General features: G+C 62.5%; 24 protein-coding genes. 6 read left to right on the top strand and 18 right to left on the bottom strand.

The window, feature by feature from the left end; translation table 11 throughout:
• Window positions 1–21: 21 nt before the first annotated feature.
• The 9 genes from ILFOPFJJ_RS14145 to ILFOPFJJ_RS14105 all read right to left on the bottom strand — a co-directional run bounded on the left by ILFOPFJJ_RS14145 (window position 22) and on the right by ILFOPFJJ_RS14105 (window position 10,880).
• A complete protein-coding gene (locus tag ILFOPFJJ_RS14145; protein ID WP_173511155.1) occupies window positions 22–924 on the bottom strand; it encodes a DMT family transporter in 903 nt (300 codons plus the stop codon).
• A gap of 189 nt (window positions 925–1,113) precedes the next feature.
• Window positions 1,114–1,926, bottom strand: coding sequence for an AraC family transcriptional regulator (locus ILFOPFJJ_RS14140; protein WP_173511154.1), 813 nt, complete (start codon window positions 1,924–1,926; stop codon window positions 1,114–1,116).
• 4 nt (window positions 1,927–1,930) lie between these two features.
• Complete coding sequence (locus tag ILFOPFJJ_RS14135; RefSeq protein WP_173511153.1) at window positions 1,931–2,332, bottom strand: GFA family protein; 402 nt, start codon at window positions 2,330–2,332, stop codon at window positions 1,931–1,933.
• 176 nt (window positions 2,333–2,508) lie between these two features.
• Window positions 2,509–3,309 carry a 5-deoxy-glucuronate isomerase gene (iolB, locus tag ILFOPFJJ_RS14130; RefSeq protein WP_173511152.1) on the bottom strand — a complete coding sequence of 267 codons (801 nt, stop codon included), beginning with the start codon at window positions 3,307–3,309 and terminating at the stop codon, window positions 2,509–2,511.
• A 182-nt stretch (window positions 3,310–3,491) separates the two neighbouring features.
• A complete protein-coding gene (gene iolE / locus ILFOPFJJ_RS14125; protein WP_173511151.1) occupies window positions 3,492–4,391 on the bottom strand; it encodes a myo-inosose-2 dehydratase in 900 nt (299 codons plus the stop codon).
• A gap of 253 nt (window positions 4,392–4,644) precedes the next feature.
• Window positions 4,645–6,498, bottom strand: coding sequence for a 3D-(3,5/4)-trihydroxycyclohexane-1,2-dione acylhydrolase (decyclizing) (gene iolD / locus ILFOPFJJ_RS14120; RefSeq protein ID WP_173511150.1), 1,854 nt, complete (start codon window positions 6,496–6,498; stop codon window positions 4,645–4,647).
• A gap of 68 nt (window positions 6,499–6,566) precedes the next feature.
• Window positions 6,567–8,519 carry a bifunctional 5-dehydro-2-deoxygluconokinase/5-dehydro-2-deoxyphosphogluconate aldolase gene (locus ILFOPFJJ_RS14115; protein ID WP_173511149.1) on the bottom strand — a complete coding sequence of 651 codons (1,953 nt, stop codon included), beginning with the start codon at window positions 8,517–8,519 and terminating at the stop codon, window positions 6,567–6,569.
• A gap of 109 nt (window positions 8,520–8,628) precedes the next feature.
• Entirely contained in the window at window positions 8,629–9,489 is an 861-nt protein-coding gene (locus ILFOPFJJ_RS14110) for a MurR/RpiR family transcriptional regulator (RefSeq protein ID WP_173511148.1), read from the bottom strand.
• A gap of 260 nt (window positions 9,490–9,749) precedes the next feature.
• Window positions 9,750–10,880 (bottom strand): Gfo/Idh/MocA family protein, encoded by a 1,131-nt coding sequence (locus ILFOPFJJ_RS14105; protein ID WP_173511147.1) that lies wholly within the window; start codon window positions 10,878–10,880, stop codon window positions 9,750–9,752.
• A 261-nt stretch (window positions 10,881–11,141) separates the two neighbouring features.
• Here ILFOPFJJ_RS14105 and ILFOPFJJ_RS14100 point away from each other — a divergent pair, with 261 nt between their 5' ends.
• On the top strand, window positions 11,142–11,984 hold the full coding sequence (locus ILFOPFJJ_RS14100) for a class II glutamine amidotransferase (protein ID WP_246299610.1): 843 nt from the start codon (window positions 11,142–11,144) through the stop codon (window positions 11,982–11,984).
• A 12-nt stretch (window positions 11,985–11,996) separates the two neighbouring features.
• Here ILFOPFJJ_RS14100 and coaBC read toward each other — a convergent pair whose 3' ends face one another.
• The 8 genes from coaBC to ubiE all read right to left on the bottom strand — a co-directional run bounded on the left by coaBC (window position 11,997) and on the right by ubiE (window position 18,950).
• Window positions 11,997–13,205 (bottom strand): bifunctional phosphopantothenoylcysteine decarboxylase/phosphopantothenate--cysteine ligase CoaBC, encoded by a 1,209-nt coding sequence (coaBC, locus tag ILFOPFJJ_RS14095; protein WP_173511146.1) that lies wholly within the window; start codon window positions 13,203–13,205, stop codon window positions 11,997–11,999.
• A gap of 87 nt (window positions 13,206–13,292) precedes the next feature.
• The gene (locus tag ILFOPFJJ_RS14090) at window positions 13,293–13,763 is read right to left on the bottom strand and encodes a nucleoside deaminase (RefSeq protein ID WP_173511145.1); all 471 of its coding nucleotides are present in this window, start codon (window positions 13,761–13,763) and stop codon (window positions 13,293–13,295) included.
• A gap of 14 nt (window positions 13,764–13,777) precedes the next feature.
• A complete protein-coding gene (locus ILFOPFJJ_RS14085) occupies window positions 13,778–14,371 on the bottom strand; it encodes an ankyrin repeat domain-containing protein (protein ID WP_173511517.1) in 594 nt (197 codons plus the stop codon).
• Window positions 14,372–14,484: 113 nt separating this feature from the next.
• Window positions 14,485–15,264: an SDR family oxidoreductase gene (locus tag ILFOPFJJ_RS14080; RefSeq protein ID WP_173511516.1), complete on the bottom strand. Its 780-nt coding sequence runs from the start codon at window positions 15,262–15,264 to the stop codon at window positions 14,485–14,487.
• 186 nt (window positions 15,265–15,450) lie between these two features.
• Window positions 15,451–15,711, bottom strand: a complete 261-nt coding sequence (locus tag ILFOPFJJ_RS14075) for a hypothetical protein (protein ID WP_173511144.1) — start codon at window positions 15,709–15,711, stop codon at window positions 15,451–15,453.
• 150 nt (window positions 15,712–15,861) lie between these two features.
• A complete protein-coding gene (locus ILFOPFJJ_RS14070) occupies window positions 15,862–16,365 on the bottom strand; it encodes a GNAT family N-acetyltransferase (protein ID WP_173511143.1) in 504 nt (167 codons plus the stop codon).
• 229 nt (window positions 16,366–16,594) lie between these two features.
• Complete coding sequence (ubiB, locus tag ILFOPFJJ_RS14065; protein ID WP_173511142.1) at window positions 16,595–18,169, bottom strand: 2-polyprenylphenol 6-hydroxylase; 1,575 nt, start codon at window positions 18,167–18,169, stop codon at window positions 16,595–16,597.
• A 4-nt stretch (window positions 18,170–18,173) separates the two neighbouring features.
• A complete protein-coding gene (gene ubiE, locus ILFOPFJJ_RS14060) occupies window positions 18,174–18,950 on the bottom strand; it encodes a bifunctional demethylmenaquinone methyltransferase/2-methoxy-6-polyprenyl-1,4-benzoquinol methylase UbiE (RefSeq protein ID WP_173511141.1) in 777 nt (258 codons plus the stop codon).
• Window positions 18,951–19,224: 274 nt separating this feature from the next.
• Between ubiE and mutM the strand changes: the two genes are divergently transcribed.
• The 4 genes from mutM to dnaA all read left to right on the top strand — a co-directional run bounded on the left by mutM (window position 19,225) and on the right by dnaA (window position 23,849).
• On the top strand, window positions 19,225–20,115 hold the full coding sequence (gene mutM, locus ILFOPFJJ_RS14055; RefSeq protein ID WP_173511140.1) for a bifunctional DNA-formamidopyrimidine glycosylase/DNA-(apurinic or apyrimidinic site) lyase: 891 nt from the start codon (window positions 19,225–19,227) through the stop codon (window positions 20,113–20,115).
• Window positions 20,116–20,154: 39 nt separating this feature from the next.
• Window positions 20,155–20,928 (top strand): enoyl-CoA hydratase, encoded by a 774-nt coding sequence (locus ILFOPFJJ_RS14050; RefSeq protein WP_173511139.1) that lies wholly within the window; start codon window positions 20,155–20,157, stop codon window positions 20,926–20,928.
• 192 nt (window positions 20,929–21,120) lie between these two features.
• Entirely contained in the window at window positions 21,121–21,387 is a 267-nt protein-coding gene (gene rpsT / locus ILFOPFJJ_RS14045) for a 30S ribosomal protein S20 (RefSeq protein WP_173511138.1), read from the top strand.
• Window positions 21,388–22,403: 1,016 nt separating this feature from the next.
• Complete coding sequence (gene dnaA / locus ILFOPFJJ_RS14040; RefSeq protein WP_246299645.1) at window positions 22,404–23,849, top strand: chromosomal replication initiator protein DnaA; 1,446 nt, start codon at window positions 22,404–22,406, stop codon at window positions 23,847–23,849.
• A gap of 47 nt (window positions 23,850–23,896) precedes the next feature.
• Here the strand turns inward: dnaA and gcvA are convergent, their stop codons facing one another.
• The gene (gene gcvA / locus ILFOPFJJ_RS14035) at window positions 23,897–24,781 is read right to left on the bottom strand and encodes a transcriptional regulator GcvA (RefSeq protein WP_173511137.1); all 885 of its coding nucleotides are present in this window, start codon (window positions 24,779–24,781) and stop codon (window positions 23,897–23,899) included.
• Window positions 24,782–24,947: 166 nt separating this feature from the next.
• Between gcvA and ILFOPFJJ_RS14030 the strand changes: the two genes are divergently transcribed.
• Window positions 24,948–25,880 carry a DMT family transporter gene (locus tag ILFOPFJJ_RS14030; RefSeq protein ID WP_173511514.1) on the top strand — a complete coding sequence of 311 codons (933 nt, stop codon included), beginning with the start codon at window positions 24,948–24,950 and terminating at the stop codon, window positions 25,878–25,880.
• Window positions 25,881–25,961: the final 81 nt, after the last annotated feature.

Genomic DNA, 25,961 nt, shown 5'->3' with positions numbered 1-25,961 from the left:
GTTTTGGGAATGCAGTTTGCCTCAGCCGGCCTCAGAGCGGCTTCGACGGGTGTTCGGCAGCCGAAACCCCAGGCTGAGGACGGCGGCGAGAACGCAAGCGATGCCGATCAGTTGATTGGCGGAAATCGGCTCTCCGAGCATGGCAAAGGCAAGGAAAACGGCCGAGACAGGGGCAAGCGCCGTGAACACAGAGGCCTCCGTGCCGCTCACTTTCGCCAACCCAGCGTACCAGAGCAGGAAGCCACCGACTGTCGGGACAAGCGCGTAGTAGGCGACCGCGGTGATCGATTGCGTGGTTATCGCAGCTGCCTGTGGGATTTCGAGCAGGGCAATCGGTGCCGAGACGGCGACGCCCAGACCGGCCATCAGCGTCGACAAGGCGAGGGGCGAAATCGCCGTTGTCAGGCGCTTGTTGATGAGGATGAAGAGGCCTTCGCAGACGACGGCGCCAAAGACCAGAATGTTGCCGAGGAGCGAATGCGTGCCACCGCTATCTGCGCGGAAGACGATCGAAAGGACGCCTGCTGCGGCGAGGGCGATCGCCAGCAGGATGGAACGATCCGGCCGTTCGCCGAGAAGCACAATGGCAATCGCTGCCGAAACGATGGGCAGCGTACCGATGATGACGCCGGCATCGGCTGCGGGTGTCAGTCGCAGGCCGGAGATCAGCAGCGTCGTATAGCCGACGCTGCCGGCGCCTGCCTGGACCAACAGGATGAGCCATTCGCGCCCTTGCAGCCTCGGCCATTCCGTCGCCGTCGCGCGCATCAGCACGAGGAAGAGCGGAAAGGCAAGCGCGAAACGCAAGGCCGTGGCCGTGAACGGCGGCAGCCCGGACGCTATGACCTTGCTTGCGATAACCGTGCTGCCGACGAGTGCCATCGCGAGCGACAGATAGATATAACCCTGAAATTGCTTCGACATGACCGCCAATCCTAATTCTCGGAGGCGGCAGAAAAATACGATCCGGGCTTTGCGGTCTTGAACGGAATTGCAGGCGCAAGACAACGATGATTTTGGGTCGAATCGACCCAAAATCATGAACGTGATCGATTATAATTAGTTAGAGCGGGATGCGGGCGGAAAACCGCGCACACTTTTCCTCATCCCGCTCTAGCCCAAGGCTGTGGCATAGGCGCCAGGCGAGACACCGTAGGCGCGTACGAAGACGCGTGTCATATGACTCTGGTCGGCAAAGCCTCCGGCGATCGCCGCCTCTGCGAGCGGCGTGCCTTCAGCAATCAGGCGCCGGACTATGTCGATACGACGCTGCATCAGATAGGCGTGCGGCGTGAGGCCTGTCGCCCGGGCAAAGCCGCGCACAATCTGGAACCGGCTGAGGCCGCTGGCACGCGCCAGGTCCGCGAGCGTGACGGAGGCCAGCGGGTCATCATCGATCAAGCTGCGCGCCGTGGCGATCGACGCCGGCACTCTCGCCGGAGCGTCCGGCGGCGGGACGGGGTGCATCGCTTCAGCGAGGACGGTCAGGACGAGTTCGTCCCAGCGAACGATCTGATCGTCGCTTTCCACTGTCGCCGCGAGCGCGAAGATTTCGCGGAAACGAGCGGCAAGCGCCGCGTTCCGGATGACCGGGTTGGCAAACTGGCAGCATCGTCGGCTGCCTTCGCTGATATCGCTGACGGCGGCTTCGACAATGGCCGGCTCGAAATAGAGCATTCGCCACGAGCGGCCGCCATCGCCGATCGGTGCGCCGTCATGGACTTCGCCGGGATTGACTGTGATGACATCGCCGCATACGGCTTCGACCAGTCCGCGCCCGCTCAGGGACTTCTGCGCCCCTTGATGGATGAGCCCGATGCCGAACTGCTCATGGCTATGGCGCGGAAAGCTATGGCGCGTCGCCGCCTCGACCGCATCCACACCGGCGATCCTGCGGCGCAGAATTTTGAATTGGCCTCTCGTCATCCCTCTAGTCACGCGGCTCGCCCGGCAGCTTGCTGACGTCAATCCAGGGCAGGGCGGACGAGCACCAGATCTGCGACCGCGGCGCAAGCTGGCGCCGTTGGTTAATCGTGCCGAGACGGATGCCGATTTCCTCGGCGTCCTCATCCGTCCCTGTCGTATAGATCGGCGAGCCGCATTGCGGACAGAAGAATTGCAGCCGCTTCCGCCCGTTCTCGGCGATCTTGACGTAGAGTTTCGGCTCGGCGCCCGTCAGACGGAAGGACGCCCGCGGCGTGCTCGCGGTGACGCGATAGGCCGAGCCTGTCAGTTGCTGGCAATCGGTGCAATGGCAGATCGACACGTCGTCCGGGTCGATCTCCGCCTCATAGGTGACATGGCCGCAATGGCATTGACCATCGATCCGCATTGGCCGCTCCTCGCACGATTTTCGCTACTGCATGTATCCTTAAATCGTAGCCGATTTAAGGATAAAAACATGCAGTAATTCAAAGTGCTACAGCGTCCTTTGCGCGTCTGATAAGACGCGCGGCGCTGTAGAGGCTTACGATAGACCAGCCGTATCAAACGTCCAGAGACGTTTCCTCAGATGCCGGTGAACAGCCACTCGTGTTCCTTGGCGTTGTGGAACTTCCATATCCGCTTCGGGCCTGCCATGACGTTCAAATAATAGACGTCGTAACCGTGGACGGCGGCGACCGGGTGATAGCCCTTCGGAACGAGTGTCACGTCGCCGTCTTCCACTGCCATGGTTTCGTCGAGGGAGCGATCGTCGGTGTAGACGCGCTGCATCGCAAAGCCCTGCGGCGGGTTGAGGCGATGGTAATAGGTTTCCTCGAGATAGCTTTCGACCGGCAGGTTATCCTGATCGTGCTTGTGCGGCGGGTAGGACGAGGTGTGCCCGCCGGGCGTGATCACCTCGACGACGAGCAGCGACTGCGCCGACCTGTCGTCCTCCGGCATGATGTTGGTGACATAGCGGGTATTGGTGCCCTTGCCGCGCGTCATCTGCGGGTGCGTGCCGGGACGGATGACCTTGGCCTTGAAGCCTTCGCCGCCGGGTGCGGAGCAGATGGCAAGGTCGAGATCGGTGGTCGCCACAGCCTGCCACTTGCTGCCTTTCGGCACATAGACGGCATAAGGCTGCCCCTCGAAGGGCGTCATGCGCTCGCCGAGTTCACCGAAGTCTTCGCCGTCGACGGAAATCGTCGCTTTGCCGCTGACGAGGACGAGGCAGAGTTCCTTCTCACCGGCTTCGCCCGCCGTCCTTTCGCCGGGCTTCAACCGGTTGAGCGCGAAACCGACATAGGTCCAGCCGGCGCTCTCGGGCGTGATCTCCTGCATCAGCCCGGATTGTGCCTTCGGTTTGACGAGCAGTTTGGACATGTGACGGTCTCCTGTTGTTCGATCGGGGCGGCTCGGCGCTTAAGCCCCTCACCCTAGCCCTCTCCCCGCAGGCGGGGAGAGGGGACTTAAGAGGGCGCGGCATACCCCTTCTCCCCGCCTGCGGGGAGAAGGTGCCGGAAGGCAGATGAGGGGCGTTACCTGTCAAGCCGGATGAAGGAGGCTTACTTATCCAGCCCCGCTTCCTTCGCGAAAGCCTTCAACGATTTCAGCCCGAGCGACTGATATTCGAACGGATTGCGCACGGCAGAATCCTGCTCTGCCTCGATCACCAGCCAACCATTATAGCCGTGTTCGGCTGCGATTTTCAGCACGGGGAGGAAGTCCACGCCGCCTTCGACGTCGCCCGGTACGGTAAAGACGCCGCGGCGCACGCCCTCGAGGAAGGAGAGGCCCTGGCTTTCCACTTCCTCGCGGATCGCCGGACGGACATTCTTGCAATGGATATGGCGAACGCGGTGCATGTATTTCCGCGCGACTTCCGCCGGATCGGAGCCGCCGAACCAGGCGTGGCCGGTGTCGAGCAGCAGCTTCGTCGCAGGCCCCGTATGCTGCATCAGGAGATCGATCTCCTCGCCGGTCTGCACGATCGTGCCCATGTGATGGTGATAGACGAGATCAATGCCCTGGTCGGCGCAATACTGAGCGATCGCTTCGAGATCGGCGCCGAACTTCTTCCACTGGTCCGCGGGCAGCACCGGCTTGTCGTTGGCTACGGACTTCGAATCGTCGCCGTGAATGGCGTTGGAGGTTTCGCAGACGATCGCCACCTTGCAGCCGTTGTGCTTCAGGAGGTCGAGATGCGGCTGGATCGCCTTCGTCTCGGCTTCGACATCGTGCGTCAGAAGATTGGTGGAGTGCCAGCCGGAAACGAAGACGAGTTCGTAGGAGGCGAGCTTCTGCTTCAGCGCTTCCGGATCGGACGGCATCTTGTGGCCCTTCTCGATGCCGTCGAAGCCGATCTTCTGGCAATCGGAAAGGCAATCCTCGAGCGTCAGATGCGCGCCGATCGAATGGTCGTCGTCATTGCTCCAGGCAATCGGGTTGGTTCCGTAGCGGATCATGTCTTTCACTTCCTATTCGTCGTCTGCTTGAAGCCGATGCTTCGTTATCGTTTGGCACGCAAGGCCCCTCATCCGGCTGTCGCCACCTTCTCCCCGTGAGGACGGGGAGAAGGGACTCGCGGCGCCGACTTTGTCCCCTCTCCCCGCTTGCGGGGAGAGGGCTAGGGTGAGGGGGCCGCTAAACTTCTTTCGCCGTGTGGCCCAGGCACAAAAAGCGCCCGCGCAAAAAAAACGCGAGCGCCATTTGTGGCGATCAGCCGAAACGCTGCGATTGGAGCGCCTTCTCATACCCCTCGCGGGCAGCCGTCACCTGGCTGCGCTCCGACACTTCGGGAACGGCGACATCCCACCAGTGTCCGCCCGCCTCGGTGGTGATCAGTGGATCGGTGTCGATGACGATCACGCTCGTGCGCTGCACTTGCGCCGTTTCGGCGAGTGCGGCTTCAAGTTCCGGGATCGAAGCGACCTTGCGGGTGACGGCGCCCATAGCCCCGGCATGAGCGGCAAAATCGATGCCCGGCAGCATCACGTGATGCGTGTCCTTCAACAGGTTGTTGAAGTTGGCACCACCCGTTGCCATCTGCAGCCGGTTGATGCAGCCATAGCCGGCATTGTCGAGGAGCACGACCGTGATCTTGGCGCCGAGCATGATCGAGGAGGCGATCTCGGAGTTCAGCATCATGTAGCTGCCGTCGCCGACCATGACGATCACGTCGCTGTCGGGCTTGGCAAGCTTGACGCCGAGGCCGCCGGCCACCTCGTAGCCCATGGTCGAGAAGCCGTATTCCATATGATAGCTGCCGGGTGCGTCCGCCTGCCATAACTTGTGCAGTTCGCCCGGCAGGCCGCCGGCGGCGCAAACGAGCGTCGTCTTCTTGCCGCCACGGGCGCGCTGGACGGCACCGATCACCTGGGCATCGGAGGGGAGCGTCGCATTGGTGGTGGCCGTCGCCTTGTCGGCTGCCTCCAGCCACGCGGTCTTTTCGGCCTTGGCCTTCTCGGTCCAGGCGCTGTCGGCCTTGTACCCGCCGAGGCCACCGGAGATCCGGTTGAGGCCGGCCCGCGCATCGGCGATCAGCGGCAGGCCGTTGTGCTTGCCGGCGTCAAAAGGCTGGACGTTGAGGCCGATGATCTTCAGCCCATGGTTCTTGAAGAGAGCCCAGGAGCCGGTGGTGAAATCCTGGAGCCGCGAGCCGACGGCGAGCACAACATCGGCCTCCTCGGCGAGCGCGTTGGAGGCGGAGGTGCCCGTGACGCCGACCGATCCCATGTTGAGCGGGTGCATGTGCGGCAGCGAGGACTTGCCGGCCTGGGTTTCGACCACGGGAATACCGTGCTTTTCGGCGAAGTTCGCCAATTCCGCGCTCGCTTCCGAATAAAGCACGCCGCCGCCGGCGACGATGATCGGCTTCTTCGCGGCCTTGAGGGTAGCGATCGCCGTGGCCAGTTCGTCGAGATCGGGCTCGATCCGCCGGGGTACCCATACCTTCTCGTCGAAGAAGGATTCCGGATAGTCATAGGCTTCCGCCTGGACGTCCTGGCAGAGCGAGAGCGTGACCGGACCGCAATCGGCCGGGTCGGTCAAAACCTGCATGGCGCGGCGGAGCGCCGATATGATCTGTTCGGGCCGGGTGATGCGGTCGAAATAGCGCGAGACGGGGCGGAAGCAGTCGTTTGCCGAGATCGTGCCGTCTCCGAAACTTTCCACCTGCTGCAGCACCGGATCGGGCCGGCGATTGGCGAAGACGTCGCCGGGCAGAAGAAGAACCGGCAGCCGGTTGACATGGGCGAGCGCCGCCGACGTCACCATGTTGAGCGCGCCCGGACCGATCGAGGTCGTGCAGGCCATGAAGCGGCGGCGGAAGTTCGCCTTGGCAAACGCGATCGCCGCATTCGCCATGCCCTGCTCGTTCTGAGCGCGGTAGGTCGGCAACGTTTCCCTGATGGAGTAAAGCGCCTCGCCGACGCCGGCGACGTTGCCGTGGCCGAAGATCGCGAAGACGCCGCCGAAGATCGGCACGCGCTTGCCGTCGATGATCGTCATCTGTCTGGTCAGGAACCGCGCCACGGCCTGGGCCATGGTGAGGCGCACGGTTTTCTGGCTCATCGTCTGTTTCCTCCTCGCGAGCGAAATTCTTGCTTCGCCCTTTCCGCTGCATTGTCGCCCGCGCGATCCTATGCAGCCTTTGTTTCACCCAGTTGCAGCCAGAGATCCACCAGCGCCTTGAACCGTGCCGCCATGTCGGCGATCGCCTGCTCGTCGGTCATGCTGCCGGCAAGCCAGGCCTTGCTCGCGTCGGCGAAGATCGTCCGGCCGACCGCGAAGCCCTTGACCGTCTTCGACGTCCGGGCGGCGGCAAAGCCATCCTTCAGCACCTCGTAGGGCGCCTCGAGGCCAAGCAGGACGACGCCGCGGCAGAGCGGGTCGCGCGTTTCGATCACGGCATCGATCGCCGCCCAGGCGCCGCGGCTCGCCTGTGGCTCCAGCTTCCACCAATCGGGCTTCAAACCCGCATCGTAGAGTTCGGTGAGCGCCCGCGGAATGGTCAGATCGTCAAGCGTTCCGTGTTTGCCGGCAATGATTTCAATCAATATCTCGCGCCCGACCTTGCGCCCCGCCTCGAAGGCGGAGCGAAGCTTGGCGATCTGCGCGGCCTTTAGCTCAATCGGATCATCGGGGTGGAAGAACGAGAGCACCTTGATGCAATGATCGACAGGCCAGTCGATGAGGCGGCTGCCGAGGTCCTGGCTGAACTCGAACTGCAGCGGTCGCGAGCCGGGAAGCTCGATCGGCTTGGCGATCCAGAAATCGCGGTAGGCGCCGGCAGCATAGAGCGCGTCGCGGCCGTATTTGTCGTCTATCAGCATGCCGAAGCCGGTGCGGCCGGCGGCGACCTGGGCCGCAGCCTTGACCGCAAGCACCTTGAAGGCGGGGATGCGCGCCAGCAATTCCGGCTTGCCTTCCGCGATGTCTTCAAGCTGGCTGCGGTGATCGATGGCAAGCGCCATCAAAAGCGGGATATCGCGGCGGCGGGTCGTCGCCCAATGGACGTGGTTGATCGCCTCGTCCTTGCGGAGCGCTTTTTCCTTGCTGCCGTTTTCGAGGAAGAATGTGAGTTCGGTCCAGGTCGGGATTTCCGGCGCGCAGAGGAGACGCGACACCGCGAAGGCGCCGCAGGCATTGGCCCAGGTGGCAGACGTCGCATGCGGTTCGCCGGTCAGCCAGCCGCGCAGGAAGCCGGACATGAAGGCGTCACCCGCGCCGAGCACGTTGTAAACCTCTATCGGAAAGCCCTTGCCGACGATGCCGTCTTCGAGATTGTCCGAGATCGGTCCGTCATAGACGATGCAGCCCATCGGGCCGCGTTTCAGCACGATCGTGGCTTCAGACAGCAAGCGGATAGTCTTGAGAGCCTTGAGCAGATCGCTTTCGCCGGAGGCGATCAGAACCTCTTCCTCCGTGCCGACGATGAGGTCGCAGTCGGCGAGAACAGTCTTCAGGTGGGCGGAGACCCGATCGGAGGCGATATAGCGGGTTTCGCCGGCGTCGTGGCCCGCAAGGCCCCAGAGATTGGGGCGATAGTCGATGTCGAAGACGACCTTCGCGCCGCTCTCCTTGGCAATGCGTATCGCCTTGCGCTGGGCGGCATCGGTATTCGGCTTGGAGAAATGCGTCCCCGAAACGAGAACCGCGCGCGCGGAACGGATGAAATCTTCCGCGACATCGTCCTCGCAGAGCGCGTTGTCGGCGCAATTGTCGCGATAGAAAAGCAGCGGGAAGGACTTTTCGTTTTCGACGGCAAGGATCGCGAGTGCGGTCAAACGCTCAGGATCCGTCACGATGCCGCGGGTCTCGACACCCTCGCGTTGAAGCTGTTCGCGGATGAAACGGCCCATCTGCTCGTCGCCGACACGCGTCAGCAGTGCCGATTTCAGCCCGAGGCGCGCGGTGCCGACCGAGATGTTGCAGGGGCAGCCGCCGACCGATTTGGCAAAGCTTGCCACGTCCTCGAGCCGTGTGCCGATCTGCTGGCCGTATAGATCGACCGAGGCCCGGCCGATCGTGATGAGGTCGAGGGGTTTGGCTCCCTTTGCCGACGGGCTTTGGGGCGATGGACTCTGGCTCACTGCTTCCTCCCCGCGGACGCCGCGTCGGCGCCGACAATTATGATTATGTCATGGGCGATGAGGTTATGAAACATAAGTTCCGTCGTTTCGTCAATATGGAATTTTCATTCTATTGGCCGCCGCCGTCCGCCATTCGCTGCCGCTTCTCGGCGATCGCCACCGTCAGTGCCATCGCAAAGGCCATGCTTGCGGAAAGCGAGCGGAAGCCGGCGTGATCGGCTTCGACCAGCTCGAACCAGACCTTCGACGATTCCGCGAGCGGCGAGAAAGCCGAGTCGGTGAGCGATATGACCGGCACCTTGCGGTTGGCGAGGAAACGCGCCTGGCTCGCGCTTTCCGAGGCGTAGGGCGAAAAGCTGACAGCGAAAGCCGCGTCCTGCCTGTTCGCCATCGCCAGCATGTCGTCGTCGATGCCGGCCGCCGTCCCGACATGCTGGTATTTCACCTTCAGCTTGCCGAAGGCGTAGGCCATGTAGCTGGAAATCGGATAGGAGCGGCGTTTGGCGATGAGATAGATCGTATCGGCCTTGGCGAGGATATCGACCGCGCGCTCGAAGGCCTCCGGGTCAACGGACGTGGCGACATTGTCCAGCGATCGATGGGCGGCGGCGACGAAGCCGTTGAAGATCGAGCCGCTTTCGAGCTTGCTGTGTTCGTTCTGGCTCAGCGCTTTCAACCGCTCTTCGTAGCCGGGCGTGCGTTCCCGCAGTCTCGCGCGAAAAATCTGCTGCAGGCTCGAAAACCCCTCGAAACCGAAATGCTGCGCAAAGCGCACGAGCGTCGACGGCTGGACGTCGGCGGACGTCGCGATGCTTGCCGCCGTGCCGAAGGCGATCTCGTCCGGATTGTCGAGCGAATAGGCGGCGACCTGCTTCAGCCGCTTCGGCAGTTGCGCCTTGCGTTCGAGAATGACGGCCTTCAGCGCCTCGAAATCCTGAGGGACGTCCATGGTCGTCTCCGGCGTTGGCATCGTTCAGAATCTCCAGACTCGTCTGTTTCGTTGCCTCATTCTATTCGATTGATTGCGGTCGCGGTAGAATGGATGTTCCATTTTTCCGTTCTTTGCTTCGGGCGGTTTTCGGCCCTTCATCCGGCCTGCCGGCCACCTTCTCCCCGCAAGCGGGGCGAAGGAGATCGCGGAAAGCGCCGGCGCAAAGTCCCTCTCCCCGCTTGCAGGGAGAGGGCAGGGTGAGGGGCATATTCCTGAGCGTTCCCCAGGTCTCGACACCCTCAGCCGATTTCGACCCATTCGTTGGTCCGGGCCGATTGGTAGGTCGCCGACAGCACCTTCTGCACCTCGTAACCCTCGCGGAAATCGGTCGAAGGCTTGCCGCCCTTGGCGATCGCGTCAAGAAATTCGTGCACCTCGATCGCCTTCAGATCGTTGAAGCCAATCTGGTGGCCCGGAGCTACGCAGAAGGCGCCGTAGGGCGGGTGCTCGGGTCCGGCCCAGATCGTGCGGAAGCCGCGGCTGCGGATGTCGTCGCTCGCATAATAGACCTTGATCTCGTTCAGCCGCTCCTGTGTGAAGACAATGCTGCCCTTCGATCCGTAGATTTCGAAGTCATGCTGCATCTTGCGGCCGGTGGCGATCCAGCTTGCCTCGAAACTGCCGGTCGCGCCGCTCTCGAATCGCACGAAGGCGCGGGTGATATCGTCCACTTCGACGGCACGCGTTTCGGCAGCGCCCAGCGAGACCGGGCGCTCAGGGATTTGGACGACGGTTTCCGCAAGAACCGACCTGATCGGCCCGACAAGATGGCGCATGGAGGCGATGATGTGGCTGCCGATATCGGCGAGCGCGCCGCCGCCGCTCCGCGGGTCGAGCCGCCAGCCCCACGGAACATTTGCATCCGCCATGAAATCCTCGGCATGAATGCCGCGCATCGAGCGGATTTCGCCGATCTCCCCACTTTCGATGATGTCCTTGGCGAGAAAGATCAGTGGGTTCTTGAGGTAGTTGAAGCCGACTTGGGTGACGATGCCGGCGTTCTCTGCCGCTGCCACCATTTCCGCGCAGTCGATGACCGTCGGCGCCAGAGGCTTTTCGCAATAGACATGTTTGCCATGGGCGATGGCGGCAAGGGCCATTTCCTTGTGCAGAAGGTTCGGCGTGGTGATGTCGATGATGTCGATGTCCGGATCGGTCAACAGGTCCCGCCAGTCCGCCGTTGCCTTGCGGAAACCGAGGCGCCCGCGCGCGGCCTCGGCGCTGTCCTGTGTCACGTCCGCGACAGAAACCAGATCCAGTTCGAAGGGAAGATCGAAAACCCGCGCTGCAATTGTGAAGCCGAGGGCGTGGGCCTTGCCCATGAAACCCGTGCCGATCAGGCCGACGCCCAGTTTGCGTTTGCCGCCCATGCCATTCCTCCCGGCCAAAAGCCCCATTGCGTTCGGTGGAAATGAAATGAAATGTGCGAATGTTGTCAATATGGAATATTTGTTCGAAACCAGGGGTTCCGGCACGACGATGTGCCGCGAATGACAGCACCGGACCGGCGAATCGCCTACGAACGACGGGCACAGGGGTGAATTTGTTAACGCATTTTTACCATGTTCCATTGGAACATCGCCGATGGTTAACGAATCGCTTCGAAAGAGCCGAACCGGAGTGACGGAAGCATGTGCCGTTGGGCAGCCTATCGCGGAGAGCCGCTCTATCTCGAGGAACTCGTAACCTCTCCTGCGCACTCGCTGATAGAACAGTCTCATTGTGCCACGCGCGCAAAGACGGCGACCAACGGCGACGGTTTCGGCATTGCCTGGTACGGCGATCGTCCGGAACCCGGCCGGTACCGTGACGTCCTTCCGGCCTGGTCTGACTGCAATCTGAGGAGCATCGCGCGGCAGATCCGCTCGCCGCTATTTCTCGCCCACGTCCGTGCGGCGACCGGCGGCGGCACGCGCCGCGACAATTGCCATCCCTTTGTCTTCGGACGCTGGTCCTTCATGCACAACGGCCAAATCGGCGATTTCGAGCAATTGCGCCGGCCTATGGAGAGCATGCTCGACAATGATCTCTATGCGGCGCGCACCGGCACGACGGATTCGGAACTGCTCTTCCTTCTCGCGTTGCAGTTCGGTCTCGACCGCGACCCGCTTGGTGCGATCGCCGAGGCGCTCGCCTTCGTCGAACGGCTTGCCGACCATCTGGGCCGCCCGCCGCTCGTCCGCTTCACGGCCGCCTTGTCCGATGGTCGGAACCTTTACGCGGTACGTTACGCCACCGACTGGAACGCACCGACGCTCTACGCGGCGCCGATGGGCGCCAGCGGCGGCTATTGTCTCGTCTCCGAACCGCTCAACGACGACGACAATGCCTGGGTCGAGATTCCGGACGGCGCAGCCGTCATCGTCGGCGAAAACGGTGTCGACGTGCGGCTTTTCGGTACTGCCGAGATCGAGGCACGGGAATGTCCGGTAGCGGATGTGCCACCTGGCGCTGCGGCGCAGCAGTCGATTTGATCTCGCGACCGGCTATTGCGAAAGCGCGTCGGCAATGCGCGCTGCAAGCTTTGCCGCCACGTCTTCCTTGTCCATGTCCGGCCAATCTTCGACGCCGTTGCGGCCGATCAACTTCACGCGGTTGCGATTGCCGCCCATGATGCCGGTCGCGGGCGAGACATCGTTCGCGAGAATGTAATCGGCGCCTTTCCGTTCCAGCTTGGCGCGGCCGTTGTCGGCAACATTTTCCGTTTCGGCGGCAAAGCCGATCACCAGCTTTGGCCGTGAGGGGTGATGGCCGATCGTTTTAAGAATATCGGGGTTCTCCGCAAGCTGGAGCGGAGGAGGGGCTTCACCCGGTTTCTTCTTGATCTTGTTGCCGGCGGCAGAGGCAACGCGCCAGTCCGCGACCGCCGCGACCATGACGGCAACATCGGCCGGGAGCGCGGCAAGTACCGCATCGCGCATTTCTTCGGCGCGCTCGATATGGACCACGCGAACGCCTGCGGGATCGGGGATCGTCACCGGACCGGAGACAAGCGTGACCTCCGCTCCGAGCTTCGCGAGTGCCGCGGCGATCGCATGCCCCTGCTTGCCGGACGAGCGGTTGGCGATGTAACGCACCGGGTCGATCGGCTCATGCGTCGGCCCGGAGGTGACGATGGCCTTCCGCCCCGCTAAAGATTTTTCCCCACCGTTCACCAGTTGCTCGACCGCCGCCACGATCTCGAGCGGTTCGGCCATCCGGCCTTCGCCTGCTTCACCGCCCTCGGCCATTTCGCCCGTGGCGGGGCCGACGAAATGAACCCCGTCGCCGGCCAGGGTTCTGCGATTGCGACGCGTTGCCGGATGCGCCCACATTTTCGGATTCATCGCCGGCGCGAGCAGAATGGGCCGATCGGTCGCGAGAAGGATGGTGGAGGCGAGGTCGTTGGCGTGACCGTTCGCCAGTTTGGCCATCAGATCGGCGGTTGTCGGGGCAACGACGACGAGATCGCATTCGCGCGCCAGCCGGATATGGCCGACATCCTGTTCGTCCTCGCGCGAGAACAAGTCGGTGAAGACATGCGAGGCGGAAAGGGCACCGACGGCCAGCGGCGTGACGAACTCCTGCGCAGCCGCCGTCATCACCGGCCGGACCTCGGCGCCGCGCTCGCGCAGACGACGAATGAGATCCAGGCTCTTGTATGCGGCGATGCCGCCGGAAATGATCAGAAGTATGCGTTTGCCGGAAAGTGTCATTCCGCTTCGGCTCTCAGCCGCTCCTTGTTCTTTAATCGCGAACCTACCCGACGGGCCTGCCGCACGCAATTGGAGCCGGTGCAGCGGCTAACTTGTCTGTTGCCGCCTCTGCCACTCGTCGTAAAGCGGCACCGCATCTTGCGCTTCTAGCGGTATATGGCGAAACCACATCGCCTGTTCCGTGATCGGCTTGGCGAGCTCCGCGTAGATCGCCGAGGTCGACAGTCCGTAAGGCTGCGCTTGCGTATTCGAATGGGCGTAGGCGATCTCGTTGATACCGGCCATGCGCATTGCGGCAAGACACATTGGGCATGGCTGACCGCTGGCGTAGACGGCGCAGCCCTCAAGCCGCAGCGACTGAAGAGCCCTGGCTGCAGCACGCAGCGCATTGAGTTCCGCATGCGAGGTCGGATCGCCCGTCTGACCCATCTCGTTGACGCCGGTCGCGATCACCTCGCCATTTTTGACCACGACGGCGCCGAAGGGGCGGCCGCCGTTTTCCATATTGCTGCGTGCGAGCGACAAGGCCTCGCGTAGAAAGCGTTGTTCCTCTGACATGATTCCCTCCGGTATCAGTGGGCGCCGGCGGCGACTAGAAAGTGTTCGATATCGCCGAAGCCGCGCGCCCGGGCATGGGCGAGGGGCGGGACGCCTTCGCCGTCGGCAAGATTGACGTCAGTGCCGGCATCGATCAGCAGCTTGACGATTTGCGCATGCTTGTGACCGCCGCTACCGAGGATGATCGCTTCAAGGAGCGCCGTCCAGCCGAGGCGATTGACATGGTCGACAGCGACGCCGGCCTCGATCAGGGTCTTCACCGTTTCGACATGACCGCGTTCGGCCGCGGGAATGAGGGCGGTGCCGCCGTAGCGGTTGGTGCTCTTGAGATCGGCCCCATGCGCGAGCGTCATCTTCAGGATTTCGAGATGGCCGCGCGCGCCGGCATAAAGGTAGGGGCTGTCGTCGATATGGTCCTTGGCGTTGACGTCAGCACCGGCCTCGATGAGGACTCGGGCGGCCTCGACGTTGTTTTCATGCGTGGCGACGAGCAGCGCCGTGGCGCCTGTGTCGTCCCGCGCATCGGTCGTGGCGCCCCGCTCAAGCAGGGCACTGATTTCGATGGCGTCGCCCAGCCGCGCTGCGGCGATCAGTTCTTTCTCCAGCATGGCGGCTCCAGCGATTTCCACATTCAACAGAAACAGGATGGCGACGAGCAATCGCCGCCGCAATGCCTGCCCAGGCTTCATTCGCTCAAGTGACATGCTGGCCCGCCAGCAACTCAAAGCATCGACCGGCTGAGACCGCCGTCGACTGGCAGTGCGATACCGGTGACATAGGCGGCCTGCCGGCTCGCGAGAAAGGCGGCGGCCGCGCCGAATTCGGCGGGCGTGCCGTAACGCCCGATCGGGATTTCGGACTGGCTGCGCGCCGCGACCGTTTCGATGCTGACCCCTTCACTTTCCGCGTCCATGCGGTCGAAGGACAGCGTGCGATCGGTCGCAAGCCGCCCCGGCAACAGCATGTTGACGGTGACGCCGTCCGCCGCGACCTCGCCCGCGAGCGTCTTCATCCAACCGGCAAGCGCACTGCGCAAGGCGTTGGAGGCGCTGAGCCCCGGTATCGGTTCGCGGATGCTGGTCGAGGCGACGGCGATGATGCGGCCGAAGCGCCGCTCGCGCATGGCCGGCAGCAGGCGGTGCGTGATGCGCATGCCGGCGAGCACCATCGCCTCGAATTGTCTTCGCCAGAAATCGGGATCGATATCGGCCGCAAGCGTCGGCGGCGGGCCGCCGCCGTTCAGGACCAGAATGTCGACCGGGCCGAATTCAGCGCTCAGCCGATCCAGAAAGGGGTCGATCGTTTCGGGTTTGGCAAGATCGAGGGCAAAGCCGGCTGCGGCTGGATGGATCTCGGCGGCGATCTTGCCGCTCGCATGCATGTCCCTGCCGGTGAGCGCGACGGCAACACCTTCGGCGGCAAGCGCTTCGGCGATACCGCGCCCAAGTCCCTTGCTGCCGCCGAGCACGAGAGCCTGTTTGCCTTCGATACCGAGATCCATGATCCAGTCCTCCACCATTCATCGCTACTCGTGCTGTTGGAGCGCGCCCGAGCGACGTCGTCAATGGGCAGGGGAAGGAAAAATGGCGCGGCAAGGTCGGTGCCCGGCAGACCAACGATTCCACAAGCAATTCAGAAAAACCCGGCCGCAAGCGACCGGGTTTGCTCATCATCCGGTTTTACCGGGTTAGCGACAGATCCGGACTCGTCTGATGTAGAAGTTGCCAAAACGGTCGTGGCGCTTCACTTTCCTGATAAAGCAATAGGGTTCGTAATAGTCGCTGTAATAGGGACCGTCGTAATAGCTGCCGGCGAAGCCGACGCGGCCGCTCCAACCGTGATGGTAATGGCCGTTGCCGAAGCCGATCGAGAAGCCGCCGGCTTCGGAAGGGGCGGCAAGGGAAATGGTGGTAACCGCGACGGCGGCTGCGATGATGATCTTGCGCATGACGTCCTCTCCTCCGAGTTCGGGATGACCTTCGTCATCCATGGCGGAACGATCGCATCACGAATGCATATTCGCAGTTTCGAATGGAACATGTGCTCGAAAGGCGACGGGAGCCCCTGCGGAGGTGTCCTCGCAGAGAACCGCTTGCCGTCACGCGCGAAGGCGCGCCATGACCAACACGTCGGCGAGCGCGCCGTCCCGTCTCGCCCAGGATTTCAGCACGCCCTCGGTTACGAAACCCGCCTGGCGGTAGAGCGCGATCGCAGCTTCGTTGTCAGTGAAGACCGTCAACTCGATGCGAGAAATGCCGAGCCAGCGGTCGGCCGCATCGATCAGCGCGTCGAGCAGGGCCTTGCCGATCCCCCTCCGCCGGTAGTCGTCATGGACGCTCATGCCGAGATCCGCCGCATGCTGCCGTCGTCCGCTGTGACGATGCAGGCCGGCGAGCCCGACGATGCGCCCGTCGAGTTCCGCGACGATGAGCATGTCAGATTCGGTGAGATTTTCGAGCCATTTTCGCGTCCGTTCGGGCGGTGCGAAGGGCAGCCGCAATGTGCCGGCGCGAACGCCGGGCTGGTCGCGTAAGGCGGCGAGCGCCTCCCAGTCGGAGACGGAGGCGGCGCGAATGCGGATTTCGGGCGGAGCGGTGGTCATCGTTTCCTCTCATCGGATGTGGGACCGAGGAAACAGAGCCGAACCCTGCTCGCCTCGGCAGGGTTGGCGTGGAGACAGGCTGCTTAGCGCAACAGGTTCCCCGCACACCCTGAGGTCTGCGTGGTCACCATCATCACGAGCGCAAAACGACTGTCCATGGCCGGATGCTACTTCAGGATGCGAAGAAGCGGAAGTGATTTCGGCAGACAAGCGATGGATTCTATGCCGATCAGGTAAGCAGCCAGGCAAGATAGAGGAGCGTCGCCGCGATGATCCAGAGCGCGATGCGGCCGGAGCGCGTATGGCGCGCCTCGGCCTTGCCGATCGCCTCTGCGGTCTCGGCATCGAAGCGCAGGCCGTCTTCGCTCATCGCCATAATATCCGCCGAGAAGCGCTCCGTCCTAGCGGCAATATCGGGGATCGCCTCGGCTAGCCTGAACGCCGCGTGGAGACCGTCGCGGACGTCTGCGACGATGCGCTTCGGCCCGAGATTGTCCCGGATCCATTTGCCGACGACCGGTTCCGACGCTTTCCACATGTTGAACCGCGGATTGAGAGTACGGGCAACGCCTTCGACGACCACCATGGTCTTCTGCAGCATGACGAGCTCCGGGCGCGTCTGCATGTCGAAAAGCTCGGTGACTTCGAATAGTAGCGTCAAGAGTTTTGCCATCGAGATGGTCTCGGCCGGCTGGCCATGGATTGGCTCGCCGATCGCGCGAATGGCCTGGGCGAAGCTCGCGGCATCATGGTGCGAGGGAACGTAGCCGGCCTCGAAATGCACGTCGGCGACGCGCTGATAATCGCGCATGATGAAGCCGTAGAGGATTTCGGCGAGAAAGCGGCGTTCCTTCTTGCCGAGCCTCCCGACGATGCCCATGTCGACGGCGACGATGTGACCGGCATTGTCGACGAACAGATTGCCCTGGTGCATGTCCGCGTGGAAAAACCCGTCGCGCAGCGTGTGCCGGAGAAAGGACTGGATGAGCGTTTCGGCGAGCTTGTTGAGGTCGTGGCCGGCCCGCTTCAGACCTTCGATGTCCGACATCTTCACGCCGTCGATCCATTCCATGGTCACGACGTCGCGGCCTGTGCGCTCCCAGTCGACCTTGGGCACGCGAAAACCGGAATCTTCCTTGGTGTTCTCGCCGAGTTCGGAAAGCGCCGCGGCCTCGAGTCTGAGGTCCATTTCGACCTTGGTCGTCTGCTCGATCGTCTTCGTCACCTCGACCGGCTTCAGCCGGCGCGTATAGGGAAGGAACCGCTCCTGCATGCGGGAGACCAGGTACATGGCTTCGATGTCGGCGGCGAAGCGTTGTCGCACACCCGGACGGATGACCTTGACGGCGACCTGTTCGCGACGGCCGTCGCGCATGACGACGGCGGTATGGACCTGCGCGATCGAGGCGGCCGCCATCGGCTCGGAAAATTCGACGAAGAGCTCATCGACGGAGCGGCCGAGCGATCCTTCGATCGCGGCCCTGGCCTCGCTCTGTGGAAACGTCGCCATGCGGTCCTGCAAAAGCGACAGGTCGGCGGCAAGCTCCGCGCCGACGACATCCGGGCGTGTCGCCAGGAACTGGCCGATCTTGACATAAGATGGACCGAGCCGTTCGACGGCGCGGGCAAGCCGTCCGCTGCGCGCTTCGAACCGGGCCCTGCGGCGAGCAAGCAATCCGGCGAGCCTCTGCACGAAACGCGCGAGCGGAGGAAGGTGTTCGGAAGGGACCGCCGAAAAGGCGTCCTCGCGCGCAAGGACCCAGCCGATCCGCACAAGACGGAAATATGCTCCAGGCGTGCTCATGTGGTCAGATTTTCCAGCCGGAATGAAGTGCCGCGATGCCGCCGGTATAATTGGTGAAGCTGACACGCGAAAAGCCCGCATCCTTGATCATCGCGGCGAAATCGCGCTGGTTCGGAAACTTCCTGATCGATTCGACCAGATACTGGTAGGGAGCGTCGTCGCCCGTGATCAGCTTGCCGAATTTCGGAATCGCGTTGAACGACCAGGCGTCATAGAACCGGTCGAGCAGCGGCATGTCGACCTCGGAAAACTCGAGCACCAGCAGCCGTCCGCCGCGCTTCAGGACGCGGTGGGCCTCCTTGAGCGCCACGTCGATGCGCGGCACATTGCGGATGCCGAAGGCGATCGTGTAGGCGTCGAAGGAGTTCGCCGCGAAGGGCAGGTCCTCGGCATTGGCCTCGACGAAGTCGAGATTGGCCGACAGCCCCTTCTTCCTTGCCCGCTCGGCCCCGACGGCGAGCATCGATCCGTTGATGTCGAGCACGGTCGCATGCGCGTGACGCGCGGAGGCCTCGACGATGCGAAAGGCAATGTCGCCGGTGCCGCCGGCCACGTCGAGCACCCGATAGCCCTCCCGGCGCGGCGGATTGAGCGCCGCGATCATCGCGTCCTTCCAGACACGATGGAGCCCGGCCGACATCACGTCGTTCATGATGTCGTAGCGCTTGGCGACCTTGTGGAAGACATCGTTGACGAGCGGCTGCTTCTCGCCTGCGCCGACTTCGCGGAAACCGAAGGAGGTTTCCATGCCGCCATTGGCCGATACGCGCTCATCCGTCATACGAAAAACTCCACTTCAACCAAATTTGCCGGCACCATAGCGAAATCACCTTGTCCGCGCTATCTCAGCGGTGAGGATGCGGCTGCGGCATAGCGCATCCCTACTGCATGTTTCCTTAAATCGCATCCGATTTAAGGATAAAAACATGCGGCAATTTAAAGTGCTGCAGCGTCCTTTGCGCGTCTGATAGGTGCGCGGCGCTGTATAGGACAACAATGCCGTCAAGGGAATGGCGTGCACGACCGGTGCGCGAGCCGAAGAGGGAAGACGAACAATGCCGGAATTGCCCGAGGTCGAGACGGTCAGGCGGGGACTCGCGCCGACCATGGAAGGGGCGCTTCTCGTGCGGGCCGAACTGCGCAGGCCGGACCTGCGCTTTCCCTTTCCCGACAATTTTTCCGCTTCCGTTGCGGGGCGCCGCATCGTCTCCCTGTCGCGCCGTGCCAAATATCTGATGATTGATCTCGAAGGCGGCGACGTGATCATCGCGCATCTCGGCATGTCCGGTTCATTCCGGGTCGAGGCCGGCACGGATGCCGACACACCGGGCAGGTTCCATCATCCGCGCGGCAAGGACGAGAAGCACGACCACGTAATCTTTCATCTGAGCGGCCAGTCCGGACCCGCGCGGGTGATCTACAACGACCCGCGCCGCTTCGGCTTCATGGACCTCGCCCGGCGCGACGGGATCGCCGATCACGTCTTCTTCCGCGACCTCGGCCAGGAGCCGACCGGAAATGCGCTCGATGCCGCCTATCTTGCCCAGCGCTTTGCGGGCAAGGCGCAGCCGCTCAAGGCGGCGCTCCTGGATCAGAAGATCATTGCCGGTCTCGGCAATATCTATGTTTGCGAGGCGCTGTGGCGGTCGGGCCTGTCGCCCTCCCGTCCGGCCGGCTCGCTGGTGGACAAGCGCGGGCGCGCAAGGCAGGGGCTGGTGACGCTGACAGAGGCGATCCGTCAGGTGATCGCCGAAGCCATCGCCGCCGGCGGTTCCTCCTTGAAGGATCACATCCAGACGGACGGCTCGCTCGGTTACTTTCAGCATTCCTTTTCGGTCTATGATCGCGAAGGCGAGGCTTGCCGCAAGCCGGACTGCGGCGGTACCGTCGCCCGCATCGTTCATGCCGGGCGTTCGACCTTCTATTGCCCGCGCTGCCAGAAATAGGGCGCTCGACCGGGCGCATCCGAACGGAGGAGATCAAGAATGAGTTACGAGACGTTGCTGGTCGAAACACGCGAACGCGTGGGCCTGATCACGCTCAACCGCCCGCAGGCGCTGAACGCGCTGAATTCGACCGTGATGCGGGAGCTCGATGCCGCATTGAAGGCCTTCGACGCCGACAAGGACATCGGCGCGATCGTGCTGACCGGCTCGGAGCGCGCCTTCGCGGCCGGTGCCGACATCAAGGAGATGCAGGCGCTCGATTTCGTCGATTCCTATCTTGGCGACTTTCTGGGCGACTGGGAGCGGATCGCCAGCGCCCGCAAGCCGGTGATTGCCGCCGTTTCCGGCTTTGCGCTCGGCGGTGGCTGCGAGCTTGCGATGATGTGCGACATCATCATTGCGTCGGAGACGGCGAAGTTCGGGCAGCCCGAGATTACCCTCGGCGTCATTCCGGGCATGGGCGGTTCGCAGCGCCTCACCCGCGCCGTCGGCAAAGCGAAAGCGATGGATCTGGTGCTGACCGGCCGGATGATGGATGCGGCGGAAGCCGAACGGTCGGGACTCGTTTCGCGTGTGGTGGCGCCCGAAAAACTGATGGAAGAAGCATTGGCCGCCGCCGAAAAGATTGCTGGCTTCTCGCTGCCGGCGGTCGTTATGGCCAAGGAGGCGGTCAACCGCTCGCTTGAGGTTACCTTGGCCGAAGGCCTGCGCTTTGAACGGCGGCTTTTCCAGTCGCTTTTTGCAACCGAGGATCAGAAGGAGGGGATGGCTGCCTTCGTCGGAAAGCGCAAGGCAGACTTCCGGCATAAGTGAAGCGGATACCGCACAGTTTTCTCAAATTTGCGCGTTGACGAGAGGGCGGTTTCCAGCTATACGCCGCCCTCAGCTTGGAACGCCGCAACCCGAGGCTTTCCGATAATGCTCCCGAATTGCTTTGGATGACAGGTCGCAGTGACCCGGCACGGCGAAGGCGGAGTTCATGTCAGTTTTCGAAGAGAGGCATCAATGGCCAATACAACTTCGGCGAAAAAGGCGACCCGCAAGATCGCACGCCGCACCGCAGTGAACAAGGCCCGTCGTTCGCGCGTCCGCAACTTCATCCGCAAGGTTGAAGAAGCCATCGCTGCCGGCGATCAGGCAGTCGCAGCCGCAGCCCTCAAGGCAGCGCAGCCGGAGCTGATGCGCGCCGCCACCAAGGGTGTGCTGCATGCCAACACGGCATCGCGCAAGGTTTCCCGCTTGGCACAGCGCGTGAAGGGCCTTTCGGCCTAACCCGGCTAAATAAAAATCTGTTGATGAAAAGCCCGGTCCTTGCGCCGGGCTTTTCGGATTCATACTTCTGTCACCGCGATGGTGAAGCGCCGTGTTTTTGCGTGTGTCATTGCGATGACAAATTTTTAGAAACAATTTCAATGGCTTACGCGAGGTCTTCGCGCCGGTGTCGCCGGAGATCGGGGACAGGCCGGGTCCGAAGCGAGTCAAGCGAATTTTTATTTTTTTTCTTTTTCGCCAGCTAAGCAAGCGCGAGAAAATCAAAACCCTTGATTCAAAAGCGATTCTTGATGGACTCAGAATGCGGCAAGCAAAAGGCGGCAAGAGAGTCAACCGGGGGCGTTTAACGATGGGTAAAATTCGCGATTGATCTTGCCGGTCGATCCTGCCTAAATGCCTCCCACAGGGGACACAGACCATATCTGTAAAGGGAAGTGCAGGGCCATTTCGATGAGGTGGCCTCGAGCTTTCTGTTCCCTGTGGCGGGGTCACTCCACGTCGTTCAATCAAACAAGTCAAGATAGAGAAACCGGGCCGATCCTTCGTTCCGGGACGAGGATCTTTCGTCTTGTGGTTGAGGGAATGGCTGGGACGCTCTAAGGAGGACGCCTGTGAGGCGTCCAGGCAGAAGGAGGCAGTCGGGCTGTCCGCTTCGTACGAGGGTGCGGCGCAGCCGGTAACGAGGAATGCGATTTTGCGCGGCTTGAAAGCGGCCGGGTGGAATCGGTAAAGGCGAGGCGCGAGGGGACATTCGCTTGCGAAAGCGGGCGGGTGAGCGCAACGCGCACCGAAGCGGGATATGAGGAGCCCGCTTTCGGTGTGACAGGAGCGTTCGTCGGACGCGGCATGGCTTGAAGGCAGCCGTGGCAGACGGACATAAGAGATGAGGCCGGCAGCAATGACGGCATCGGAGCATGATTTTGGAAGGCGGCAACATGCAGATGAATTTGGCGACGGCAGCTGACGCAGGTCAGGCCGGAAGCAATCAGTCTCAGGCGGCGGGGGAAAAACACGACATGCGGCATGACGCACTTTTTGAGCGCGTAAGTCAGCGTTTGAAAGCACAAGTCGGTCCGGATGTCTTCGCAAGCTGGTTTGGACGTCTCAAGCTCCATTCGATTTCCAAGAGCGTTGTACGTCTTTCGGTGCCCACGACGTTCCTGAAGTCTTGGATCAACAACCGATATCTCGATCTCATCACCAACCTGTTTCAGCAGGAAGACGGCGAAATCCTGAAGGTGGAAATCCTTGTACGCACCGCGACCCGCGGCGCGCGTCCGGTTGCCCACGAAGAAGCGATGCCGGCGGCAAGTGAAACGGTTCCGACGACCCCGGCACGACGTCCGGCAGCGGCCCAGTCGATTGCCTCGGTCGCCGCGGCGGCCGTGGCAACCGTGCAGAGACCGGCCCAGGCGCCGCTTTTCGGGTCGCCGCTCGACCAGCGCTACAATTTCGACAGTTTCGTCGAAGGCTCGTCGAACCGCGTGGCGCTCGCCGCCGCGCGTACGATCGCCGAAGCCGGTGCCGGCGCCGTGCGTTTCAATCCGCTTTTCATCCATTCGAGCGTTGGCCTCGGTAAGACGCATCTCTTGCAGGCGATCGCGATCGCCGCACTGCAGAGCGCCCGGGCGCCACGCGTCGTCTATCTGACGGCCGAATACTTCATGTGGCGCTTCGCGACCGCAATTCGCGACAACGACGCGCTGTCCCTCAAGGAATCGCTGCGCAATATCGATCTTCTGGTGATCGACGACATGCAGTTCCTGCAAGGTAAGTCGATCCAGCACGAATTCTGCCATCTCTTGAACATGCTGCTCGACTCCGCCAAGCAGGTCGTGGTCGCTGCCGACCGCGCGCCGTGGGAACTGGAATCGCTCGACAGCCGTGTTCGCTCGCGGCTTCAGGGCGGTGTCGCGATCGAGATGGAAGGTCCGGATTACGAGATGCGGCTGGAGATGCTGAAGCGGCGGCTCGAGGCCGCACGCCAGGACGATGCATCGCTCGATATCCCGACCGATATCCTGTGCCACGTTGCGCGCAATGTCACGGCCAGCGGCCGCGAGCTGGAGGGCGCTTTCAACCAGCTGCTCTTCCGCCGTTCCTTCGAGCCTCAGCTCTCGATCGAGCGCGTCGACGAACTGCTTGGCCATCTCGTCAACGCCGGTGAACCGCGGCGCGTCCGCATCGAGGACATCCAGCGCGTCGTCGCCAAGCACTACAATGTTTCGCGCCAGGAGCTGGTGTCGAACCGACGCACGCGGGTCATCGTCAAGCCGCGCCAGATCGCCATGTATCTGTCGAAGACGCTGACGCCGCGCTCGTTCCCCGAAATCGGCCGACGCTTCGGCGGTCGCGATCATACGACGGTGCTGCATGCCGTGCGCAAAATCGAGGAGTTGATCGCGGCGGATACGAAGCTCAGCCACGAGATCGAACTGCTGAAGCGGCTGATCAACGAATAAAGCAGAATATTCATTTATTTGAAAAGCCCGGCTGCGTGTCGGGCTTTTTAGCTTTTGCCGACCTGATCGAGAATCCATCTGCGAAAACCTGCCACAGCCGTCCGATCGAGCGCTGGCGCTGGATAGACAAGATAATAGGCGAGGTTCGTCGCAACGCCGCAGGCGAATGGTGCAACAAGCGCGCCTTCCCGAAGTTCGCGCGCGACCAGCGAAAGCCGCACCAGGGCGACGCCGTCGCCCGCCCTTGCCGCTTCGATCGCGCCGTTGCTGTTGATGAAAACCGGCCCTCGTGTGCTCTGAACCTCGCTCGCCCCGACGGCGTCGAGCCACAGCCGCCAATCCTGTCTTTGTACGTCGTGCAGAAGGACGTGGTTGCGAAGGTCGGCCGGCTCTGCGAGCGGGCGCGACCGCATCAGCGCCGGGCTCAGCACCGGGACGAGCTCGTCATCGAGCAGGCGTTCGCTCGCAAGACCCGGATATTGCCCAAAACCATGGCGGATCGCGACATCGACCGCATCCCTGTCGAAGTCCGTCAGCCGGTTCGAGGCATTGAGACGCACGTCGATACCCGGCATGTTCTTCTCGAAATCGTCGAGACGTGGCACGAGCCACTGGGCGGCGAAAGTCGGCGTGCAACTGATCGTCAGCACCGGCGCCCGGTTGCGGGCGGCAAGGTCTTCGGTCGCCTCGCGGATCATCCGAAAGGCGCGCCTCAGCGTCGCGAAATAGGCATTTCCCTCATCGGTCAGCACAAGCTGCCGCGGGCGGCGCTCGAACAGTTTCACCGCAAGTGCAGTCTCCAGCTCGCGCACCTGCAGGCTCACGGCGCCCGGCGTCACGTTGAGCTCGCGGGCGGCCAACGTCACGCTCAGATTGCGCGCGGCCGCTTCGAAGGCGCGCAGTGCCGACAGCGAAGGGAGCGGCGTTTCCATGATTTAGCTAAACTCAATCATTTCCAGAAAATTGTTCGCTTGGGAAAGTATAACATCTTGTGTGATAAACAAATATGGGAAAGCGCTAGGGCTCCCTGCCTGAAAACATCGGGAAAACTAAATCATGAAGGGAAATGTCATGAGCAGTTCGGCAGGTGCGAGGGTCATGGGTGCGCGGGAATGGGGCATGCTCATCGCCTTGTCCGTGCTGTGGGGCGGGTCGTTCTTCTTCATCGGCATTGCGGTGAAAGCGCTGCCGCCCTTCACCATCGTCGCGCTGCGCGTGACGCTTGCGGCCGCGGCCCTTCTGCTTTTCATCCGCGCTCTTGGGCTCGCGCTGCCGCGCCGGCGCGAGGTATGGCTCGCATTCTTCGGCATGGGACTGCTCAACAACCTCGTTCCCTTTTCGCTGATCGTCTGGGGACAGACGCACATTGCCAGCGGTCTTGCCTCCATTCTCAACGCCACCACGCCGCTTTTCGGCGTTGTCGTTGCCCATCTGCTGACGGATGACGAGAAAATGACCGCGAACAAGCTGACCGGCGTTCTGATCGGTTTCTTCGGTGTCGCGGTGATGATCGGTCCGGCAGCAATTGGTGGCCTCGGCTCGAACGTGCTCGCGCAACTTGCCGTGCTCGGTGCCGCATTTTCCTATTCGCTCGCAAGCGTTTTTGCTCGCCGTTTCAAGCGCATGGGCGTCGCGCCGCTTCTGACGGCGACCGGGCAGGTCAGTGCCTCGAGCTTGATGCTCGTGCCGCTCGCCCTGATCGCCGACCGGCCTTGGACGCTTGCCTTTCCCGGGCTCGACGTCTGGGCCGCACTTCTCGGCATCGCCTTGATCTCGACCGCGCTCGCCTATGTCTTGTTTTTCCGCATCCTCGAAACGTCCGGCGCGACCAATCTGATGCTGGTGACCTTCCTCATCCCCGTCAGTGCCATCTTGCTCGGTGCGGCGTTTCTTGGGGAACGACTCGAGCCCAAGCATTTCCTTGGCATGACCCTGATCGCAGCAGGGCTCGCGGCGATCGACGGCCGGCTACTGAAGCGGTTGCGGACACTGCCGGCGCAGCGGAAGCTCAGCGGCGAGAGGAAGATCTAGCCCACCAGTTCGCACCGGTAAAATTGGCGACCAATGCGTTGATGGCTTGCTCCTGTCGGAAGCCATCAGCACCGCCGCTTC

Origin of the sequence: Sinorhizobium psoraleae, assembly GCF_013283645.1 — a bacterium.
Classification (GTDB): domain Bacteria; phylum Pseudomonadota; class Alphaproteobacteria; order Rhizobiales; family Rhizobiaceae; genus Sinorhizobium; species Sinorhizobium psoraleae.
This window is presented reverse-complemented; position numbering and strand designations above follow the sequence as displayed.

Excerpts from the sequence above, each read along its gene's own strand:
- ILFOPFJJ_RS14145 (WP_173511155.1), bottom strand. The coding sequence starts at position 924 with ATGTCGAAGCAATTTCAGGGTTATATCTATCTGTCGCTCGCGATGGCA.
- ILFOPFJJ_RS14140 (WP_173511154.1), bottom strand. The coding sequence starts at position 1,926 with ATGACGAGAGGCCAATTCAAAATTCTGCGCCGCAGGATCGCCGGTGTG.
- ILFOPFJJ_RS14135 (WP_173511153.1), bottom strand. The coding sequence starts at position 2,332 with ATGCGGATCGATGGTCAATGCCATTGCGGCCATGTCACCTATGAGGCG.
- iolB (WP_173511152.1), bottom strand. The coding sequence starts at position 3,309 with ATGTCCAAACTGCTCGTCAAACCGAAGGCACAATCCGGGCTGATGCAG.
- iolE (WP_173511151.1), bottom strand. The coding sequence starts at position 4,391 with ATGATCCGCTACGGAACCAACCCGATTGCCTGGAGCAATGACGACGAC.
- iolD (WP_173511150.1), bottom strand. The coding sequence starts at position 6,498 with ATGAGCCAGAAAACCGTGCGCCTCACCATGGCCCAGGCCGTGGCGCGG.
- ILFOPFJJ_RS14110 (WP_173511148.1), bottom strand. The coding sequence starts at position 9,489 with ATGCCAACGCCGGAGACGACCATGGACGTCCCTCAGGATTTCGAGGCG.
- ILFOPFJJ_RS14105 (WP_173511147.1), bottom strand. The coding sequence starts at position 10,880 with ATGGGCGGCAAACGCAAACTGGGCGTCGGCCTGATCGGCACGGGTTTC.
- ILFOPFJJ_RS14100 (WP_246299610.1), top strand. The coding sequence starts at position 11,142 with ATGTGCCGTTGGGCAGCCTATCGCGGAGAGCCGCTCTATCTCGAGGAA.
- coaBC (WP_173511146.1), bottom strand. The coding sequence starts at position 13,205 with ATGACACTTTCCGGCAAACGCATACTTCTGATCATTTCCGGCGGCATC.
- ILFOPFJJ_RS14090 (WP_173511145.1), bottom strand. The coding sequence starts at position 13,763 with ATGTCAGAGGAACAACGCTTTCTACGCGAGGCCTTGTCGCTCGCACGC.
- ILFOPFJJ_RS14085 (WP_173511517.1), bottom strand. The coding sequence starts at position 14,371 with ATGCTGGAGAAAGAACTGATCGCCGCAGCGCGGCTGGGCGACGCCATC.
- ILFOPFJJ_RS14080 (WP_173511516.1), bottom strand. The coding sequence starts at position 15,264 with ATGGATCTCGGTATCGAAGGCAAACAGGCTCTCGTGCTCGGCGGCAGC.
- ILFOPFJJ_RS14075 (WP_173511144.1), bottom strand. The coding sequence starts at position 15,711 with ATGCGCAAGATCATCATCGCAGCCGCCGTCGCGGTTACCACCATTTCC.
- ILFOPFJJ_RS14070 (WP_173511143.1), bottom strand. The coding sequence starts at position 16,365 with ATGACCACCGCTCCGCCCGAAATCCGCATTCGCGCCGCCTCCGTCTCC.
- ubiB (WP_173511142.1), bottom strand. The coding sequence starts at position 18,169 with ATGAGCACGCCTGGAGCATATTTCCGTCTTGTGCGGATCGGCTGGGTC.
- ubiE (WP_173511141.1), bottom strand. The coding sequence starts at position 18,950 with ATGACGGATGAGCGCGTATCGGCCAATGGCGGCATGGAAACCTCCTTC.
- mutM (WP_173511140.1), top strand. The coding sequence starts at position 19,225 with ATGCCGGAATTGCCCGAGGTCGAGACGGTCAGGCGGGGACTCGCGCCG.
- ILFOPFJJ_RS14050 (WP_173511139.1), top strand. The coding sequence starts at position 20,155 with ATGAGTTACGAGACGTTGCTGGTCGAAACACGCGAACGCGTGGGCCTG.
- rpsT (WP_173511138.1), top strand. The coding sequence starts at position 21,121 with ATGGCCAATACAACTTCGGCGAAAAAGGCGACCCGCAAGATCGCACGC.
- dnaA (WP_246299645.1), top strand. The coding sequence starts at position 22,404 with ATGCGGCATGACGCACTTTTTGAGCGCGTAAGTCAGCGTTTGAAAGCA.
- gcvA (WP_173511137.1), bottom strand. The coding sequence starts at position 24,781 with ATGGAAACGCCGCTCCCTTCGCTGTCGGCACTGCGCGCCTTCGAAGCG.
- ILFOPFJJ_RS14030 (WP_173511514.1), top strand. The coding sequence starts at position 24,948 with ATGGGTGCGCGGGAATGGGGCATGCTCATCGCCTTGTCCGTGCTGTGG.